The following is a 16,858-nucleotide window of genomic DNA, read 5'->3' on the forward strand; positions in this document are numbered from 1 at the left end:
TCTCAGTTCGTCACGCGGCGCGGCAAGGCCAGCTGCAGCAGGTTGGATTCAGTGGCGTGCGCGCGCAGTTGTTCGCCGCGCATGGCGCCTTCGCACAGCACCAGGATGCGGTCGGAAATGCCCATGACTTCCATCAGGTCGCTGGACACCACGATCACCGCGATGCCTTGGGCTGCGAGGTTGTGAATGATCTGGTAGATCTCGGCCTTGGCGCCGATATCGATGCCCCGCGTCGGTTCGTCGAGCAGCAGCACTTTCATCGGCATCGACAGCCAGCGGCCGAGAATGGCCTTCTGCTGGTTGCCGCCGGAGAGGTACATGATTTTCTGCGCGGCGTTCGGGGTCTTGACCTTCATGGCCTTGATTTGATGCTCGGCGTTGCCCTTCTCCCAACCGTCGCGCAGCAGCCAGCCGAAGGTGGAATGGGCGCCCCGCGCGCTGATGTTGATGTTCTCGGCCACGCTCGACAGCGGAATGATGCCTTCCTTTTTACGGTCTTCCGGGCACAGCAAGACACCGGCGGCAATGGCGTCGCGGGGCGAGCGCAACTGCAACGGCTCGCCACAGAGTTCCAGGCTGCCGGCGCTGGCGCGTTCCAGGCCGCTGAGCAGGCGGAACAGCTCGGTGCGCCCTGCCCCCACCAGCCCGAACAGGCCAAGGATCTCGCCTTTGCGCACCGCGAAACTCACCGGCTCACGCAGGCCAGGGCCGAGCAAGCCGTCGACCTTGAGCGCTACCTCGCCATGCTCGCGCGGGCGGTAATCGTAGATGTCCTGAATGTCGCGACCGACCATGCAGGTCACCAACTGGTCGTGGGTCAGCGTGCTCATGTCATCGAAGGTGCGCACGTAGCGGCCGTCCTTGAACACCGTCACCGCGTTGCAGATGCGGAAGACTTCTTCCATGCGGTGCGACACATACAGCACCACTTTGCCCTCGTCGCGCAGGCGCGTGATGATCGCCATCAAACGGTCGATCTCGCGCGCCGAGAGGCTGCTGGTGGGTTCGTCGAAGGCGATCACATGGGCGCCACGGGACAGCGCCTTGGCGATTTCCACCAATTGGCGCTGGCCCAGGGACAAGCGCCCGAGCTTCTCGTCCGGGTCGATTTCATCGGCCAGGCCCTTGAGGCAGGCCAGGGCCTGCTTGCGCAGCAGGCCCCGGTTGACCACGCCGAAACGCGTCGGCAAATGCCCCAGGAACAGGTTCTCGGCCACGCTCATTTCCGGCACCAGGTGCAACTCCTGGTGGATCACCGCCACGCCGCTGGCGATGCTGTCGGCGGCGCACTTGAAGGCCATGGTCTGCTCGCCGATCTGCAGCGTGCCGCTGCTGGGGATATAGGCACCGCCCAATATCTTCAGCAGCGTCGACTTGCCGGCGCCGTTTTCGCCCATCAAGGCATGTACCTGCCCCGGGTGGGCGGTGAAACAGATGCCGTCGAGCGCCTTGACCCCGGGAAAGGTTTTGCCGATACCGTCAAACCGCAGGGCCGCAGCAGTCATTTCCACAGCCCGATTTTGGTCAGTTCTTCCTTGAAGTTCTCGCGGGTGATCAGGGTCACTTCGTCCATGGCGGTGTACTTAGGCGGCTCGGTGCCTTTGGTCACCCACTCGTACATCATCTCGGCGGTTTTGTAGCCTTCGATGTGCGGGCTGGGCAGCATCGAGCCGAAGAAGCCGCTGTTGGCTTTCTTCAATTCGCCGATGGCGTCAGTGCCGTTGATGCCGATGCCGATCACATTGGCCGCGGCAAAACCGGCGCTTTCGGTGGCGCGCACGCCGCCAAGCACGGTGTTGTCGTTCATGCCGCCGATGATCAGGTTTTTCGCGTCACGGGGCAGTTTGACCAGGGCCGAGTTGGTGGCGTCCATGCTGCCGGGAACGTCGAGGGTTTTCAGCGGGGCGGTGAGGATGTGGTCCTTGGGAATGCCGGCCTCTTCCAGGGATTTGATCGAGCCGTCGGTGCGCTTCTTGCCAGTGTCGAGTTCATTGAAGGTGTTGACCACGGCATAGGTCTCCTTCCAGTCCCACCCGCGTTTTTTCGCTTCGGCGGCCATCGCGGCGCCCTGCTTCTGGCCCACTTCGAAGGCGGCCATGCCCAGGTACGGCACGTCTTCCATGAAATTGCCCTTGGCATCGACGAAGCGGTCATCCACGGCGATCACTTTCATGTCGTTGAGCTTGGCCTTGGCCACGATGGCCGGGCCCAGGGACACGTCCGGCGGGCAGATCACAAAGCCCTTGGCGCCGTTGGCCGCCAGGCTGTCGATGGCCGAAAGGGTTTTTTCGCCATCGGGCACGGCGATTTTGATGAGTTTGAACCCCTTGTCCTGAGCGGCTTTTTCGGCAAAAGCCCATTCGGTCTGGAACCACGGCTCCTCGGCCTGCTTGACCAAGAAACCGATCTTCACTTCTTCAGCCGATACAACGCCGCTGAACGCCATCGCCAGTGCCAGGGCACCGAGTGTCTTCTTGAACCTGTTTTTGCCAAGCATGGAGCACCTCTTCTTGTTATTGAGCGTTTCAAGGACTAGTCGTGGTACATCACAGACCGCCCGCCATCGATCATCAGGCAGGTGGCATTGATAAAAGGCGCTTCATCGGTGGCCAGGAACAACGCCGTCATGGCCACCTCGACCGGTTGGCCGATGCGCTTGGGCGGGTGCAGGTCGAAGGCGCGCTGACGCTCGGCATGGGGGTCGGGGAAACCGTTCCAATAGTCGACGTTGAGCTGGGTTTCGATATAGCCGGGAGCGATGGCGTTGACGCGAATGCCCTTGGGCGCGTACTCGATACCGAGGGCGCGCGTAAGGCCAAGCAGGCCGTGCTTGGCCACCGGGTACGGGAAGCAACCGGGAATGATGTGGCTGGAATGGGTGGAGGCGATGTTGATGATGTTGCCGATGCCCTGCTCGATCATGTGCGGCAGCACCGCGCGGCAGCCGAACCAGGCGCCGTCGAGGTCGATGGCAAAGCAGCGGCGCCAGTCTTCGTCGGTCATTTGCAACGGGTCGCGGAACACGTTGACGCCGGCGCAGTTGACCAGCACATCCACCCTACCGAAGCGCGCAATGGCCGTATCGACCAGCGCCTGCCATTGCTCCTTGGAGGTGATGTCGACCGCCTGCGCGTGAATCTCGGCGCCACGCTCGCGCCAATGGGCGGCGACGCGCTCGACTTTTTCGCCCTGGATATCCGCGATGACCAGGCGCGCCTGCTGGGCCTGGAAACACGCGACGATCGCCTCGCCAATGCCCTGGGCGGCGCCGGTGATGATCACCACCTTGCCTTTGAGCCGCTCGCCGTAAGTGGGCTCGGGCACGGCGGGGAGTGACAACGGTTGTGCCTGCATCGCTTCACCTGTTTTATTTTTGGTAGTGAGTGCTGATGCCGCCGACTATAAACCCAGACTCAGAAACATCTCAATATATAAATTTGCATCCCATATTGTGAGCAAATTAATAAAAAAACCGGCGCTTCAAGGGCCGGTTTTTCCAAGCACCAAAACTCCATCAGCCGAGGGCAAAGTCGCGCAGCGCGTCGCCTTCCATGCGGTAGCGCACCCACTCCTCCTGGGGCTGGGCGCCGATGGATTTGTAGAAGGCAATCGCCGGCTCGTTCCAGTCCAGCACGCTCCACTCGAAACGCGCGCAACCGTTATCAAACGCAATCTTGGCCAGGTGGCGCAGTAACTTCTTGCCCGCTCCGCCGCCGCGTTGCTCGGGGTTGATATAGAGGTCTTCCAGGTACAGGCAATTGCTGCCCAGCCACGTGGAGTAACTGAAAAAGAACACCGCAAAGCCAATCGGCAAGCCATCGCGCAAGCAGATCAGGCCATGGGCGGTGGCGCCTTCGCCGAACAAGCTGCGCTGAATGTCCGCCACGCTGGCGATCACTTCATGCCGAGCCTTTTCGTACTCGGCAAGTTCAGTGATGAACGTCAGGATCTGCGCAGCATCGCTGGGCACCGCAGGGCGAATCTCGATGGTCATGGGCAAGCCTTGGGCAATTTCAAAGCACACATACTAAGGCGCTTTGATGACTGATTGCAGTGCAATTTCGCGGGTTGCCGGGTTACTCCGGCCTGAAGCAATGCAAGCACCACTAACCACAGAACAAACCCGGACGGTGTGCGTGGTAAACAGTGGCGCATCACTCCAATCACCTCCAGGCGGCCCCATGCAGTCCACGTCCCCGGTGAGCACGAAGCTGTTCGCGCTGTTTTGCCTTGCCAGTTTCCTGTTGTCGCTGTCCTACGGCTCGACGTTCCTATTGTCGTTGCTGATTCATGCGCGCGGCGGCAACGAGCACGACGCGGGCAGTGTGATCTCCACGGCGATGCTCAGTACCTTCGTGGCGGTGCTGCTTTGCGGGCATCTGGCGGATGCCTGGGGCGCGGCGCGGGCGATTGCGGGCATGGGTGGGTTGCTGGTGGTGGCGTGCCTGGGTTTTGCGCTGGCGCCGGGTTTTGGCGAGGGCTTGATGCTGTTCGGCTTGTCCCTCGGGCTGGGCTGGGGCGTGTTCTATACCTTGGGGCCGATCATCGTGGCGATGCTGGTGGAGCCGCAACAACGCGCCAGATATTTCGCTCTGCTGTCGGGCAGCATGATGAGCGGCATCGGCTCGGGACCGTTGCTGGGCCGGGCCGCGAATGCCCAGGGCCTGCCGTTGACCAGCGCTTTCTACATTGCCGCCCTGGCCAGCCTGCTCGGGGTGCTGGTGTTCTGGCGATTGGGCACCGCGCTCAAACGCCACACCACGGCGCCGGTGTCGAAAATTTCCTGGGCAGCTTGCCGCCGCGTGCTGTCTTCGCGGGCGGTATTTGCCATCGTCATGGTCGGCCTCGGAGGGTGTGTGTTTGGCGGGTTGTCTTCGTTCCAGACCAGCTATGCGGCGGCCCACGGGCTGGATTACTCGCTGTTCTTCGCAGGCTTCGTGAGTGCGGCGATTGCCAGCCGCCTGTTGATCGCCGGCTACGTGGTCAAGCGCGATGCCTATGTGGCCGCCTGTGCGCTGTCCGGGCTGATGCTGGGGGCTATCCTGCTGTTCACCTTTGGCGTGAGCGGGAATGCCAGTTACCTGTTCGCGGCCGTGACCCTGGGGGTCGGCTATGGCCTGACGTATTCGGTGATCAATGGCCAGGTGGCCAACGAGGCACCCGTTGGCACTACGCCCCAGGCCTTGCTGTTGTTCAGCCTCGCCTACTTCGTCGGTGTGTTCGGTTTCCCATGGCTGGCGGGCTGGATCATCGTTGACTTCGGCTTGCCCGCGCTGATGCTCAGCGTGCTGACAGTGGCTGCCGGCAATTGGTTGATCAGCGTGGCGCGGCTGGCGTGGCGCAGGGCGACAGCAGAGAAAATCTTGCAGCTGGGCTGATACCGTTCGTCGCCACCCAGGCACCAACGCAAAACGAGGACTGACCAATAAAGGGTAAGGACAATAACCCTATGGAGACATCCTCATGAACACGACCAAGTTTGCTGCCCTCGCCCTCACCGGCCTGCTGTCCGCCGCTTCGCTGAGCGCATTTGCCGCCGGCTCGACCACCGGCCCGACCGACCCGACCCCGGACGCCACCACCGATTCGCAAAAGTCCATGGGCACCGGCCTCGACACCAACGGCGGCGCGATCATCGACAACGGCACCGACCCACGCACCCGAGGTGACGACCCGCAACGCCAAGCACCTGCGGGCGTCGGCAACGGCAAGATGGGCCCCGGAATCAATCAGCCCGGCGTCAACAAAGGTGACGATTCCAACGTGCCAGGCACGCCGAAACAACCGGCGCCTTGAGCCTTCGCACGCAACACCGACACCTGATCATTTCCCAGTGAAGAGGTATGCATGAACGTTGATAGAAACCTCGAAAAAGAAGTGCTCACCCGCCTGTTGCACGCCCACCCCCAGGGCCTGGGCAAGGAGCTGCTGGACAACTACCGTGGCGAAAAGGAAGTGGCCGGCGTGTTGGCCGGCCTGCAAGACCGCGGTTTTATCAGGGATGGTCATGTCACCACCGACGACGCCGGCGAATATTCGTTGAACCTGCCCATCAAGCTGACCGCATCGGGCGTGGACGAAGCGCGCAAGCTCGACGGTGAACTCACTCAGTAATCTATTTTGCCTGGCCTGGCCCGGTTACCGAGGGCCAGAAGGAGTATCGCGATGCCTCGTGGAAGCAAAGCCAAATACACCGCCGAACAGAAGCGCAAAGCCGCTCATATCGAAGACAGTTACGAGCACAAGGGCGTGTCCAAGGAAGAAGCCGAAGCCCGTGCCTGGGCTACCGTCAACAAGCAGTCCGGCGGTGGCGAAAAGGCCGGGGGCTCGGGCCAACGCAAGGCCCCGGCGAAGAAGGCCCAGGACCGAGAGGAATCGGCCAAACGAGCGGCCGCCAGCCGGAAGGGTCATTCGCGTAGTAGCGGTGCTTCGCTGGGGACGCAAACCAAGGAAAGCCTGATGAAGGAAGCGCGGGCCAAGAATATTCCGGGGCGTTCGACGATGCGTAAGGATGAACTGATCGCGGCGCTGAAAAAGGCCGGCTAAACATAGCGCCAAATGTGTGAGGGGGCTTGCCCCTCCCACAGGTTGCCCGTGTTTATTCGGCGAGCAAGGCGTCAACTTCAGCGGTACCGGGAGAGGTAGCCGGCCCCCAGCGCGTCACCGCCAACGCCGCCGCCGCGTTCGCTCGGCGTGCCGCTTCAGCGGGTTCCAGACCGTTTGCCAACCCCGCAATAAACACCCCGGCATGCGCATCGCCTGCGCCGTTGCTGTCCACGGCACGCACCTTGAAGCCCTGCACGTGCTCAATGTGCCCCACGCGCCCGACCCAACAGCCATTGGGTCCATCACGCACCACCAGCAGCGTGTTGGCGGGCAGGTGCCGGCTCAACGCGGGCAGCGCTGCGTTGATATCCGACGCACCGGTAAACGCCAGCGCTTCCGGCCCGTTGCTGGTCCAGATGTCGATACGCGGCAACAGCCTGCGCATCAAGGCCGAACCCGGCGCCTTGACCAACGGGCCTGGGTCGAACACCACCACTGTGTTTCGTGGCAATGCCAGCAGCCAGTCAAGCAAGGGTTGGGCCTTGCCCTCAAGCAGCAGGCTGTAGCCGCTGACATAGATATAGTCGTCAGCACGCGGTACCACGTCAGCCAAGTCCTGGGCGCTGAGTTCGCCCTCGGCGCCGAGGTGGGAAATGAAGGTGCGCTCGGTGGTGGCTTCGGTCAGCGACACACACAGGCCGGTATCCTTGTCAGGGCTTGTGGCAAGGGCCATGTCGATACCCTCGGCCTGCATCGCCGCGCGTGCCAGGTCACCAAAGCGCCCGTTGCCATGACGCCCCAGGTAGACCACCGGCAACCCGTTGCGACGGGCAGCGGCCATGACGTTGAAACCACCTCCGGCCTCGAAACTGGCCGATTTGGCGAGTACATCACCGCCGGTCGCGGGCAAGGTATCCAGGGCCATGACCAAGTCGACGATGACCTGGCCGGTGTGCAGCAATCTAGACATTGTGGCTTTCTACCGGCACTGGGCGACGGTCAGCCGCGCCACCCAACACCGCATAAACCCCGCCGGCCAGCAGGAAGGTAACGATCCAGCCCAAGCCGTTATGGCCCAGCCAGGAGTCGGACAATGGGCCGGCAAACCAGATGTTCTCGGCCGTGGTGCCAATGGTGGTGAAACTGAACCCCAGCACGATGGCCACGGCCCAGGCGCCGAAGGCACGCCATTCCACACCGCCGCGATACCAATAGGCGCTGCTTGGGCTCACGTCCAGCAGGTCTTTGGCGCTGTAGTGGTGACGGTGGATCAGGTCGACCACGAAAATTCCGACCCACGCGGTGATCGGCACCGCCAGCAGCGAGATGAAGGTAATGAATGGGCCGTAGAAACTGTCGGCGATCAGCATGAAGTAGATCGAACCGGCAAAGATCGCGACAATGTCGACGATCACCGCATGTACGCGCTTGACCTTCAACCCGAGGGTCAAGGTGGTGAGCCCGGCCGAATACACCGACAGGTTATTGGACAGCAACAGCCCGCCGAACGCGGTGATCAGGTACGGCACGGCCATCCAGGTGGGCAGCATGTCGCGAATCGCAATAATCGGGTCGGTGGCCGAGGCCAAGTCGTTGTTACCCACCGACAGCAGGCCGCCGAGGGTGATCAGCAGCACCAGCGGAATGCCCGCACCGAACGCGGCGGACGCCACCAGGCGCGCGGCCTTGACGCTGCGATGCTGGTAGCGCGACATATCGGCGCCGGCGTTGGCCCATCCAATACCGGTGCCGGCGGCCATGGTGCCGATGCCGATGATCATCGCGCTGAGCGGGGCCGGTGTGGCGTTGAACACGGCGCTCCAGTCGATGGTGGCGCAGAGGAAGCCGCCTACCAGGATATTCAACGCACCGAACACATAGGTGGCCCACTTCTGGATCACCAGCAACGTGGCATGGCCCAGGCCGGAAACGGCCAGGGTCAGCAGCACGAAAATACCGATAAAGATCAACGTCAGCAGCGGTGCGCTTTTCGCCTCTACCGCTGACCCGAAGAGGATCGAACACAGCGACAGCAACACGAACGCCGCCGTGGTGGTGTTGACCGTTTCCCAGCCCAGGCGCGACATCAGCGAGACCAGCGTAGGACCGATATTGCCGCGCACGCCGAAAATGGCGCGAGACAAGGTCAGGCTCGGCGCACGGCCCCGACGACCGGCAATGGAGATGATGCCCACCACTGCAAAGGAACCGGCGGCGCCGAGGATCGCCACGATGATCGCCTGCCAGATCGCCAGGCCACGAAACGCCACCAGCGTCGCCCCCAGCGGCAAACCCAGGATGCTGATGTTGGCGGCAAACCACACCCAGAACAGTTGCAGCGGATGGCCGTTGCACTCGCTTTCGGGGACCGGTTCGATGCCGCGTGTTTCCAATTGCCCGGCGCTTTGGCCGCAAGAGGTGCTGCTCATGAGGATGCTCCCTGATGCCTGCATTGTTGTGGTTGTGGCAGATGTCTTCCTGACTGAACGAGCCCCGTGTGGCAGAGGGCTTGCCTGCGGTGCTTAGCGCATGTTGAGCAGCGCCTGCACCAGCGGCTGCAGATCCAGGCCGTTGACCCGCTTGACCTGCTCGATCATCGCCTCGGGCCAGCACTGCATGCCCAGGCACGCCCCCAGCATCGCTCCCAGAATCGCCGCGATGGTGTCGGTGTCGCCGCCCAGGCTGGCGGCCAGGCACAGGGCTTCGAACGCGTTCATGTCGCCCACCGCCACTTGCTGAGCCAGGGCGAACGACACCACCACCGACTCCTGGGAGGCGACGGAGGTGCCAATCAGTTCATACACCAGGTCGGCAAACAGGGCTTTGTCGCCACTGCCGACGCTCAAGGTGCGCGCCCAACTGATACGGGTGGAAATACGCCCGCCGGCAACCCAATGGCCGTGGCCTTGCGCCTGTTGGGCGATCTGGGTGCCGATGTTCAAGGCTTCGCCCAAGTCGACGCCATTGATGCCGGCGGACACTACCGCAGCCACCGCCGCCGCGCTGGAGATGCCCAATGTGGTGTTGTGGGTGACCTGGCACGCCTGGATCACCGCCTGGATAAACTTTGCCGGGTCGCTCACATCCACGGCGATGCCCACGGGCGTGATGCGCATGGCGGCGCCATTGGTGGTGCCGTAGCGTCCGGACTCTTGGGGCGTGTGCCCGGCAAGGATCAGGTCGATGGCACGCTTGGTCGACGGCCCGAGCAAATCCTGGGAGCCCTTGGCGCGCATCCGTGCTTCCCAGTCGATCAACCGCTGGGCGAGTACGGTGGGTGCGATCTTGCCCTGGCCCTCGACCAGCAACTCACCGACCAGGATCGCCTGTTCAGTGTCGTCGGTGATGGCGCCCGCGGGCATATTCGGTGCGATGGGTTGGTCGGGGCCAGCCGCTTCCAGGGCAGTGATGGCCCCGAAGCGCTGTTGCACTTGCTCACGGCTCAGGGACTGGGTAGGCATACCCAGGGCATCGCCCAGGGCCAGACCGTAGAAGGCGCCGAGGGCGCGGGTTTGAGGGTCATTTCGAAGATCCAAACTGCAAGTGCAGGCGAAAATGCACAGGGTCGAGCAAGCTCTCGACGTATTCCATGAAACGCTCACGACGGTCGTAAGTGGTACGCGACGCCTTGAGGAACACGCTACCCGCCGGGCGACCCAGCAGTTCGGCGTCTTCATCGCTCAGTGGCTCGGCGCCGATCCATTGGTCACCGTCGGCGCCGATGTAACCATAGGCCGCCAGGGTGATTGTCAGGGAATCATCGATGAGGCCGACCCTGGGCAGGCTTTCCAGCCCGCCGGACGCCGGCATCAGCGAACGCTCCAGGGATACGGCGGTACCGTCAGTGGTGCGCCGGCGGCGGTCGAGAGCAATGAATTGGTCGCTGCCGAATCGGCTGAGCAGGTCCGGCCGGGTCACCGCTTCCAGACGCAGGATATCGGTGGTCACCAGCGCACCGGTGTCAGCCAGGGCCTGGGCCCAGCCGCTATTTTGATCCAGCACCATGCCGTCGAAGGTGACGATGGAACCTACGCCGCTCTGGGTCGCAATGTAATGACGCCGCTTGAGTTCGGCCAGGGCCTCGCGCAGGGTGCCGCGACTGACCGCAAACTCCTGGGCCAATTGATGTTCTCCAGGCAGCAGGACACCGTCGGCCATCACCCCACCCTCGATACGGCGGATGAGCTCGTCGACGACGCGTTTTTTCTTATCAAATCGCACATGTCTAATCATGTCCAAATTGATAACCGAAAGCGTCAGATTGCAGCAAGCGAATTATTTCAGCGAGGTGAAAATACCGACCTCAGGGCTCCAGGCCAATGCGGAAAAACTCGCCGCCGCTCCATACGCCCAGCCAGTTCTGACCGTTGATTGGGCGGCTTACCGCCAACTCGACCAATTGGTAGAACACGTTGCGATGCACCAGGGCTTCGAGGTTGGTGCGCACACGCAAGTAAGGTGACGGCTCCTGGGTGACGGGGTCTGTGACGACCCGCAGCGGGTGTTCGAGGCCCGCCTCGATCTGCTCGTCGACGTTGCTGGTAAAGCGCAGCACCTGGCTTTCACCCTGCCCTTCGACCTCCAGGGTCACCGCGACGAAGGGCGCGTCATCGACGCGGATGCCGACTTTTTCGACGGGAGTCACCAGGAAGTAATCATCGCCATCGCGGCGGATGATGTTGGAGAACAACTTGACCATCGGTTTACGCCCGATCGGCGTGCCCTGGTAGAACCAGGTGCCGTCGCGGGCGATGCGCATGTCGATGTCGCCGCAGAAATCCGGGTTCCACAGGTGCACCGGCGCCGGTCCCTTGCCTTTGGGCAGTTGGGCGAGCAGATCGTTGGCCTTGGCGGAATCGGTCATGAGGTCTCCCTTTTTTACCTGCCGGGCTTACTGATCACCCATGCCCAGCAGCCCTCGTGCGTACTGCGCCAGTGGGCGGGCGATCAGGTCTTCCGGCTTGTTGTCGTGGAACGTCAGTAAACCGCCACGACTGCGGATACGTGCGGTATCAATTAAATACTGCGTGCTGGTCTCGATCAACATGATCTGGACAACACCATTGTCCAGGCCGACACGATCCAGGGCCTCTTGGTCCGCCCATTCATCGGCGTTGCCGATACGGTCATCCGCCTTGGCGAAGCGGCAGTACAGCAAGTAGTGCGCACCCGCCGCACGGGCTTCGGCCAGCGCCTGCTCCAAGCCTTCGGGCTGACGGGCGCGGCGCACCATGGGAAAGTACTCAACGAAGCCATTGAAGGCTTCTTCGGCCACTACGTTCGGGCGCGGATAGGCGCTGCCCGGCGGCACGAAAGCGCCTTGGGCTATAAAGACAAAGGAGTCCGGTTGTATGCGAACCGATGCGGTTCGACGGGTATCGCTATGGTCAAGCAAGCCGGCGTCGCTCATCTGATAGCGGGTGCCTTCGGCCATATCGCTGACGGTCATGCAACCACTCAGCGTCAACGACGCCAGCAACAAAACCAGACTACGCATCCTAATCCTCCAGAAGCCGGTGACGGAAAACCGGCGAATGGGCGTGAGATGCAGAAACCGCGCCATCTGCAAACAACGCATAACTCAAGGTGGGAGGGTGCTTGCGAACCCCCTCCACCTTCAGTTATGTGAAATGGTTGGAATAGGCTCAGCCGCCAATGATTTTCATGATGGTGGCCCCTCCGGAGAACGCCACTTCCTGCTTGTCGCCCAGCGCCTTCATCAGCAAGCCTTGCAGGGCCGGCAGCGCTTGATGACGCGGTTTGTCCAGCAAGTCGCCGACGTAGTGACGGTTGCTCGACGACAAGCAGCCATGCAGCCACCCGGTGGATGACAAGCGCAGCCGCGAACAGGTGCGGCAGAACGGCACGCTTTCGTTGGCGATCACGCCAAAGAAGCCTTTGCCCGGTACTTCGTAGCGTACCGCCGTGGCATCCACGGGCGCGTTGGCTTGCAGGTATTCATGGTGTTCGCCGATCAAGCCAAGCAGCTGCTGCAGGCTGACGAATTGCTGCAGGAACGCATTGGAATCCTTGGCCAGGTGGCCCATGCGCATCAACTCGATAAATCGCAATTCGTAGCCGCGCTCCAGGCAGTAGTCGAGCAGCGGCATGACCTGGTCCAGGTTCTGGCCACGCAACGGCACCATATTGACTTTGATCTTGATTCCGGCCGCGCGAGCCTGGTCCATGCCATCAAGTACGGTGGCGAGGTCGCCGCCCCGGGCGATTCCGCGGAAGGCGTCGGCATCTAGTGTGTCGAGGGAAACGTTGATGCGCTTGATACCCGCATCCACCAATAGCGGAAGTTTGCGTGCCAGCAGTTGGCCATTGGTCGTCAGGCTGATATCACTGAGGCCCATTTGCCCCACGGCCCCCATGAAGGCTTCCAGCTTGGGGCTCACCAGCGGCTCACCGCCCGTGATGCGCAGGCGGTCGATGCCCGCCGCTTCGATCAGGTACGCCACGCCACGGGCCATGGCCTCGGCCGAGAGTTCGTCCTGGGCAGCCACCAGCCGCTTGCCGTTAGGCACGCAGTAGGTACACGCATAATTGCAGGCTGAGGTCAGGCTGATCCGCAAATTGCGAAAACGCCTGCCTTGACGATCAACGATCATGGATCACTCCGGCAGAGGATAATTCGGGCGCACTGAAAGCTGACTTATAAATCAGTTTTTAGCAAGGTCCTTGCCTGAGTATATTCCTGGGGTACTACGCCTGGCAGCAAATCATTACGTGGCAGGCGCGTCGACGGGTGCGGCTTCCACCGGCGCCGGCTCGCTGCTGTGCTTACGCTTGTTGCCCATGCGTACGCCGATGTCCATCAGGAATTGGAAGAATCCTTCCTGATCTTCCAGCACATTGCTCCAGAACGGCGAGTGATACAGCGCCACGGCACCGTGCACCAGGGCCCAGGCGGCGCAGTAGTGGAAATACGGCGGTACGTCTTCAAGCTTGCCTTCGCTGATACGGCCCTTGATCAGCAGGGTCAGACGCTCGAAGTTCGAGGCACGGATCTTGTGCAACTCCTCGACCATCTCCGGCACCTGATGGCCCTTGACAACTTTCTCTTCCAGGCGGTCGAACAGACGATAGCGCTGCGGGTCACGCATGCGGAACTCGAAATAAGCGCGGGACAGGGCTTCCTTATCCTTGTCCACATCGGCCGAATGCAGCAGCTCGTTCAAGTCGCGCTCGTAATCGAGCATCAGCCGCAGGTAGATTTCGGCCTTGGACTTGAAGTGCTTGTAGATGGTGCCTTTGCCGATACCCACGGCATCCGCGATCATCTCGACGGTGACGCTGTCTTCGCCTTGTTCGAGGAACAACTTGAGGGCGGTGTCGAGAATTTCCTGCTCACGGCGGCGAAACTCACGGACCTTACGGGGTTCTTTGTGCATGAGGAAGAGGTCTGCAAAGGTCGGAATAGGAAGGGTTGCGCAGGGCCACGAATACATGGCGATACGATTTACCCAGTGCAAGGGATTATCCCGACTGAACGGTCGTTGGGCAACGCCTATGTGAACCCGACACGCACTTACTTTCAGCACGCCAACGTTTTCATGGGAATCAGTCAGAAATAATACGCAACATCTATCCCCGTACACCCCGCCATGAGAACTCAAGCGAAGTGGACGTATTCCAAATCTGTTTAAAAAACGAGCAGCAAAGACTGGACTGAATCAGAACATGATCAATACTTCAACTGTCGGCGTGACATCTCCCCCAAGTGAAGCGCCGGCCTGGGTACCGACGGACTGTGTGCCCTTGTTTTACTCCTAATGGTCTTAACCCGGATTCACCCCCCAGAACCCGGGTTTTTTTGCCCGCGATTTGGCCTCGTTACCCGCCAACGCGGGCCAATGGGAACAGGCGCTTGAAATTCTCGGTGGTCTGTTCGGCAAACCGCTCGTAAGGCTCGCCGCGCAGCATCGCCAGGTAATCCGCCACCTCGCGCACATACTGCGGCAGGTTCGGCTTGCCACGATAAGGGATGGGGGCCAGGTACGGCGAGTCGGTCTCCACCAGCAGCCGATCCGCCGGCACTTGCCGCGCCACGTCACGCAGGGCATCGGCATTGCGAAAGGTGACGATACCCGACAGGGAAATATAGAACCCCAGGTCCAGGGCGGCCTTGGCCATGTCCCAGTCTTCGGTAAAGCAATGCAGCACACCGGCCTGGGGCAAGGCGGCTTCGCGCAATAGCGCCAAGGTGTCGGCGCGGGCGCCACGGGTGTGGATGATCACCGGTTTGCCGGTGTGCTGGGCGGCTTGCAGGTGCAACCGGAAGGAAGCCTGCTGCAACTCGGCGGCTTCAGGCTCGTAGTGATAATCCAGGCCGGTTTCGCCGATGGCGACCACACGCGGATGGTTGAGCTCACTCAGCAGCCAATCAAGGGCGGGGGCTTCGCCGGGCTTGAGGTCCAGTGGGTGGATACCCACCGAGCAGTCTACGTCGGCATAACGGTCCGCCAGGGCCTTGACGTCGGCGGCGTTGTCGGCACTGACGCCGATACACAGGAAGTGCCCTACCCCACGCTGGCGAGCGGCTTGCAGCGCTGCATCCAGGGAGCCGTTGTGCTGGGCGAGGTCGAGACGATCAAGGTGGCAATGGGAGTCTACGAGCATAGGAAATTACGACTTGAGATCACAGAAAGTTGTCTGGCCGACGATACACCTGTCGGCCACGGAAATTAACGTCGGCCAAGCAACCCGACCCACTGCACCAGCAGCGCTTCGAGCAACAGCACACGGTTGAGGTTGGCCTTGCCGAGCACCTTCTGGCGCTGGGCGAGGATCCAGTCCTGAATATTCAGTACTTTTTCCTGGGCGCTTTTCTGCGCGAGGTATTGCACCACCTTGCGCATATCCGGCAGGCCAAGGCCGTTTTCATCCTGGGTCAACTGGTAACGCAGGATCAGGCTCGACCAGTCGCAGAACCAATCGAACAACAACAGCAGTGGAATATCCTTCCAGGCGCTCTCGGCCAGTTGTGTCGCGGAGAGTTCCTGCTTGAGCAGCTTTTTAACGCCATCCACCACCAGTGCCCGTTGCTCGCGCACGCCTTGGGCCTGCAACTTTACTGCGGCCAGAGGCGAGCCGGCTGCCAGGGTGAGCAATTCCACCCGCTCGTCTTCGGAGCAGTCCGGCAACGCCTGCCCCAGCCATTGCAAGCTCATAGCCTCGCTGGGCAAGGGGCACGCCTGCTGCACGCAACGGCTGCGAATGGTCGGCAGCAAGCGACTGGACTGATGGCTCACCAGCAACAGCACGGTGTCGCCGGAAGGTTCCTCCAGGCTTTTGAGCAAGGCGTTGGCGGCGTTGATATTCATCGCCTCCACGGGCTCGATCAGCACCACCTTGCGCCCGCCCATTTGCGCGGTCTGCACCACGAAGCTGACAAGGTCGCGCACTTGGTCGACCTTGATCGCCTTATCGGCTTCCTCGGGTTCCAGCAGGTAGTTATCGGGGTGGCTGCCGGCCTTGAGCAGCAGGCAGGATTTGCATTCGCCACAGGCGTTCAGGTTGACCGGGCGTTCGCACAGCAAGCTGGCCATCAGGCGCTCGGCAAGGTCGCGCTTACCGATACCGATTGGCCCGTGCAGCAAGTAGGCATGGGCGTGCTGGGCACGGCCGGCCAACTGCTGCCAAAGGCTGTCCTGCCACGGATAGGCCTCAGCCACGGGCGCGCTCCAATAACGTGGGCAGCAGCGCATCAATGCTTTGCTGCACCTGGGCCAATGGCCGGGCGGCGTCCAGCCGGTGATAGCGCGCCGGCTCAGCCTCGGCACGCGCGAGGAAGGCCCTGCGTACGGCATCGAAAAATGCCTGGCCTTCCAGCTCGAAACGATCAAGACGGCCACGGGCGCTGGCGCGGGCCATACCGACTTCCACCGGCAGGTCGAACAGTAACGTCAGGTCAGGGCGTAGATCGCCCTGCACGAAGGTTTCCAAAGTGGCGATACGCTCCAGAGACAAGCCACGACCACCTCCCTGGTAGGCGTAGGTAGAATCGGTGAAACGGTCGCAAATCACCACCGCTCCACGTGCCAGGGCCGGGCAAATCACCTCGGCCAGGTGCTGGGCACGGGCGGCAAACACCAGCAGCAGCTCGGTGTCCGGGTTCATCTGTTCCTCGCCTGGGGCAAGCAGCACTTCACGAATGCGCTCGGCCAGCGGCGTACCGCCAGGCTCGCGGGTCAACACCACTTCGATACCTTCGGCGCGCAAGCGCTCGGCCAGGTAATCGCGGTTGGTGCTTTTGCCGGCGCCTTCCGGGCCTTCCAGGGTAATAAACAAGCCAGTCACAGGCAGT

General features: G+C 61.8%; 19 protein-coding genes. 4 read left to right on the forward strand and 15 right to left on the reverse strand.

Annotated elements, in window-relative coordinates; all coding sequences use genetic code 11:
• Positions 1-2: 2 nt before the first annotated feature.
• The 4 genes from araG to AB4O25_RS11675 all read right to left on the reverse strand — a co-directional run bounded on the left by araG (position 3) and on the right by AB4O25_RS11675 (position 3,994).
• Positions 3-1,505 carry an L-arabinose ABC transporter ATP-binding protein AraG gene (araG, locus tag AB4O25_RS11660; protein WP_460150870.1) on the reverse strand — a complete coding sequence of 501 codons (1,503 nt, stop codon included), beginning with the start codon at positions 1,503-1,505 and terminating at the stop codon, positions 3-5.
• A complete protein-coding gene (locus AB4O25_RS11665) occupies positions 1,502-2,446 on the reverse strand; it encodes a substrate-binding domain-containing protein (protein ID WP_460150964.1) in 945 nt (314 codons plus the stop codon). Before AB4O25_RS11665 ends, araG begins: the two co-directional genes overlap by 4 nt.
• Before the next feature lie 86 nt (positions 2,447-2,532).
• Positions 2,533-3,354, reverse strand: a complete 822-nt coding sequence (locus tag AB4O25_RS11670; protein WP_460150871.1) for an SDR family oxidoreductase — start codon at positions 3,352-3,354, stop codon at positions 2,533-2,535.
• 160 nt (positions 3,355-3,514) lie between these two features.
• The gene (locus AB4O25_RS11675) at positions 3,515-3,994 is read right to left on the reverse strand and encodes a GNAT family N-acetyltransferase (protein WP_017529502.1); all 480 of its coding nucleotides are present in this window, start codon (positions 3,992-3,994) and stop codon (positions 3,515-3,517) included.
• Positions 3,995-4,181: 187 nt separating this feature from the next.
• Between AB4O25_RS11675 and AB4O25_RS11680 the strand changes: the two genes are divergently transcribed.
• The 4 genes from AB4O25_RS11680 (at position 4,182) to AB4O25_RS11695 (ending at position 6,546) form a co-directional block, all read left to right on the forward strand.
• Positions 4,182-5,378 carry an MFS transporter gene (locus AB4O25_RS11680; RefSeq protein WP_460150872.1) on the forward strand — a complete coding sequence of 399 codons (1,197 nt, stop codon included), beginning with the start codon at positions 4,182-4,184 and terminating at the stop codon, positions 5,376-5,378.
• Positions 5,379-5,463: 85 nt separating this feature from the next.
• Positions 5,464-5,796 carry a hypothetical protein gene (locus tag AB4O25_RS11685; protein WP_017529500.1) on the forward strand — a complete coding sequence of 111 codons (333 nt, stop codon included), beginning with the start codon at positions 5,464-5,466 and terminating at the stop codon, positions 5,794-5,796.
• 51 nt (positions 5,797-5,847) lie between these two features.
• Entirely contained in the window at positions 5,848-6,114 is a 267-nt protein-coding gene (locus AB4O25_RS11690; protein WP_017529499.1) for a hypothetical protein, read from the forward strand.
• 51 nt (positions 6,115-6,165) lie between these two features.
• Positions 6,166-6,546 carry a Rho termination factor N-terminal domain-containing protein gene (locus AB4O25_RS11695; protein WP_017529498.1) on the forward strand — a complete coding sequence of 127 codons (381 nt, stop codon included), beginning with the start codon at positions 6,166-6,168 and terminating at the stop codon, positions 6,544-6,546.
• 52 nt (positions 6,547-6,598) lie between these two features.
• On the opposite strand, the gene AB4O25_RS11700 is transcribed toward AB4O25_RS11695, so the two are convergent.
• From AB4O25_RS11700 to tmk, 11 genes are all read right to left on the reverse strand, one after another.
• On the reverse strand, positions 6,599-7,516 hold the full coding sequence (locus AB4O25_RS11700; RefSeq protein WP_017529497.1) for a PfkB family carbohydrate kinase: 918 nt from the start codon (positions 7,514-7,516) through the stop codon (positions 6,599-6,601).
• A complete protein-coding gene (locus AB4O25_RS11705) occupies positions 7,509-8,975 on the reverse strand; it encodes a purine-cytosine permease family protein (protein ID WP_065876813.1) in 1,467 nt (488 codons plus the stop codon). The genes AB4O25_RS11700 and AB4O25_RS11705 overlap by 8 nt, the downstream gene beginning before the upstream one ends.
• Before the next feature lie 93 nt (positions 8,976-9,068).
• Positions 9,069-10,082 carry an ADP-ribosylglycohydrolase family protein gene (locus AB4O25_RS11710; RefSeq protein WP_460150873.1) on the reverse strand — a complete coding sequence of 338 codons (1,014 nt, stop codon included), beginning with the start codon at positions 10,080-10,082 and terminating at the stop codon, positions 9,069-9,071.
• On the reverse strand, positions 10,066-10,779 hold the full coding sequence (locus tag AB4O25_RS11715; protein WP_460150874.1) for a GntR family transcriptional regulator: 714 nt from the start codon (positions 10,777-10,779) through the stop codon (positions 10,066-10,068). The genes AB4O25_RS11710 and AB4O25_RS11715 overlap by 17 nt, the downstream gene beginning before the upstream one ends.
• Before the next feature lie 70 nt (positions 10,780-10,849).
• The gene (locus tag AB4O25_RS11720; RefSeq protein ID WP_017529493.1) at positions 10,850-11,410 is read right to left on the reverse strand and encodes a DUF1285 domain-containing protein; all 561 of its coding nucleotides are present in this window, start codon (positions 11,408-11,410) and stop codon (positions 10,850-10,852) included.
• Between the two features lie 27 nt (positions 11,411-11,437).
• Positions 11,438-12,043, reverse strand: coding sequence for a DUF4823 domain-containing protein (locus AB4O25_RS11725; RefSeq protein WP_460150875.1), 606 nt, complete (start codon positions 12,041-12,043; stop codon positions 11,438-11,440).
• A 148-nt stretch (positions 12,044-12,191) separates the two neighbouring features.
• A complete protein-coding gene (locus tag AB4O25_RS11730) occupies positions 12,192-13,160 on the reverse strand; it encodes a GTP 3',8-cyclase MoaA (protein ID WP_065876815.1) in 969 nt (322 codons plus the stop codon).
• Positions 13,161-13,274: 114 nt separating this feature from the next.
• The gene (locus tag AB4O25_RS11735; protein ID WP_017529490.1) at positions 13,275-13,943 is read right to left on the reverse strand and encodes a TetR/AcrR family transcriptional regulator; all 669 of its coding nucleotides are present in this window, start codon (positions 13,941-13,943) and stop codon (positions 13,275-13,277) included.
• Between the two features lie 442 nt (positions 13,944-14,385).
• On the reverse strand, positions 14,386-15,171 hold the full coding sequence (locus tag AB4O25_RS11740; protein WP_065876817.1) for a TatD family hydrolase: 786 nt from the start codon (positions 15,169-15,171) through the stop codon (positions 14,386-14,388).
• Between the two features lie 65 nt (positions 15,172-15,236).
• Positions 15,237-16,226 carry a DNA polymerase III subunit delta' gene (locus tag AB4O25_RS11745; protein WP_460150876.1) on the reverse strand — a complete coding sequence of 330 codons (990 nt, stop codon included), beginning with the start codon at positions 16,224-16,226 and terminating at the stop codon, positions 15,237-15,239.
• On the reverse strand, positions 16,219-16,851 hold the full coding sequence (tmk, locus tag AB4O25_RS11750) for a dTMP kinase (RefSeq protein WP_017529487.1): 633 nt from the start codon (positions 16,849-16,851) through the stop codon (positions 16,219-16,221). The genes AB4O25_RS11745 and tmk overlap by 8 nt, the downstream gene beginning before the upstream one ends.
• Between the last annotated feature and the right edge of the window lie 7 nt (positions 16,852-16,858).

The organism is Pseudomonas sp. S3_A03, assembly GCF_054668275.1.

Bases quoted from the DNA above. Each gene is read 5' to 3' on its own strand.
- araG (WP_460150870.1), bottom strand. From the start codon at position 1,505: ATGACTGCTGCGGCCCTGCGGTTTGACGGTATCGGCAAAACCTTTCCC.
- AB4O25_RS11665 (WP_460150964.1), bottom strand. From the start codon at position 2,446: ATGGCGTTCAGCGGCGTTGTATCGGCTGAAGAAGTGAAGATCGGTTTC.
- AB4O25_RS11670 (WP_460150871.1), bottom strand. From the start codon at position 3,354: ATGCAGGCACAACCGTTGTCACTCCCCGCCGTGCCCGAGCCCACTTAC.
- AB4O25_RS11675 (WP_017529502.1), bottom strand. From the start codon at position 3,994: ATGACCATCGAGATTCGCCCTGCGGTGCCCAGCGATGCTGCGCAGATC.
- AB4O25_RS11680 (WP_460150872.1), top strand. From the start codon at position 4,182: ATGCAGTCCACGTCCCCGGTGAGCACGAAGCTGTTCGCGCTGTTTTGC.
- AB4O25_RS11685 (WP_017529500.1), top strand. From the start codon at position 5,464: ATGAACACGACCAAGTTTGCTGCCCTCGCCCTCACCGGCCTGCTGTCC.
- AB4O25_RS11690 (WP_017529499.1), top strand. From the start codon at position 5,848: ATGAACGTTGATAGAAACCTCGAAAAAGAAGTGCTCACCCGCCTGTTG.
- AB4O25_RS11695 (WP_017529498.1), top strand. From the start codon at position 6,166: ATGCCTCGTGGAAGCAAAGCCAAATACACCGCCGAACAGAAGCGCAAA.
- AB4O25_RS11700 (WP_017529497.1), bottom strand. From the start codon at position 7,516: ATGTCTAGATTGCTGCACACCGGCCAGGTCATCGTCGACTTGGTCATG.
- AB4O25_RS11705 (WP_065876813.1), bottom strand. From the start codon at position 8,975: ATGAGCAGCACCTCTTGCGGCCAAAGCGCCGGGCAATTGGAAACACGC.
- AB4O25_RS11715 (WP_460150874.1), bottom strand. From the start codon at position 10,779: ATGATTAGACATGTGCGATTTGATAAGAAAAAACGCGTCGTCGACGAG.
- AB4O25_RS11720 (WP_017529493.1), bottom strand. From the start codon at position 11,410: ATGACCGATTCCGCCAAGGCCAACGATCTGCTCGCCCAACTGCCCAAA.
- AB4O25_RS11725 (WP_460150875.1), bottom strand. From the start codon at position 12,043: ATGCGTAGTCTGGTTTTGTTGCTGGCGTCGTTGACGCTGAGTGGTTGC.
- AB4O25_RS11730 (WP_065876815.1), bottom strand. From the start codon at position 13,160: ATGATCGTTGATCGTCAAGGCAGGCGTTTTCGCAATTTGCGGATCAGC.
- AB4O25_RS11735 (WP_017529490.1), bottom strand. From the start codon at position 13,943: ATGCACAAAGAACCCCGTAAGGTCCGTGAGTTTCGCCGCCGTGAGCAG.
- AB4O25_RS11740 (WP_065876817.1), bottom strand. From the start codon at position 15,171: ATGCTCGTAGACTCCCATTGCCACCTTGATCGTCTCGACCTCGCCCAG.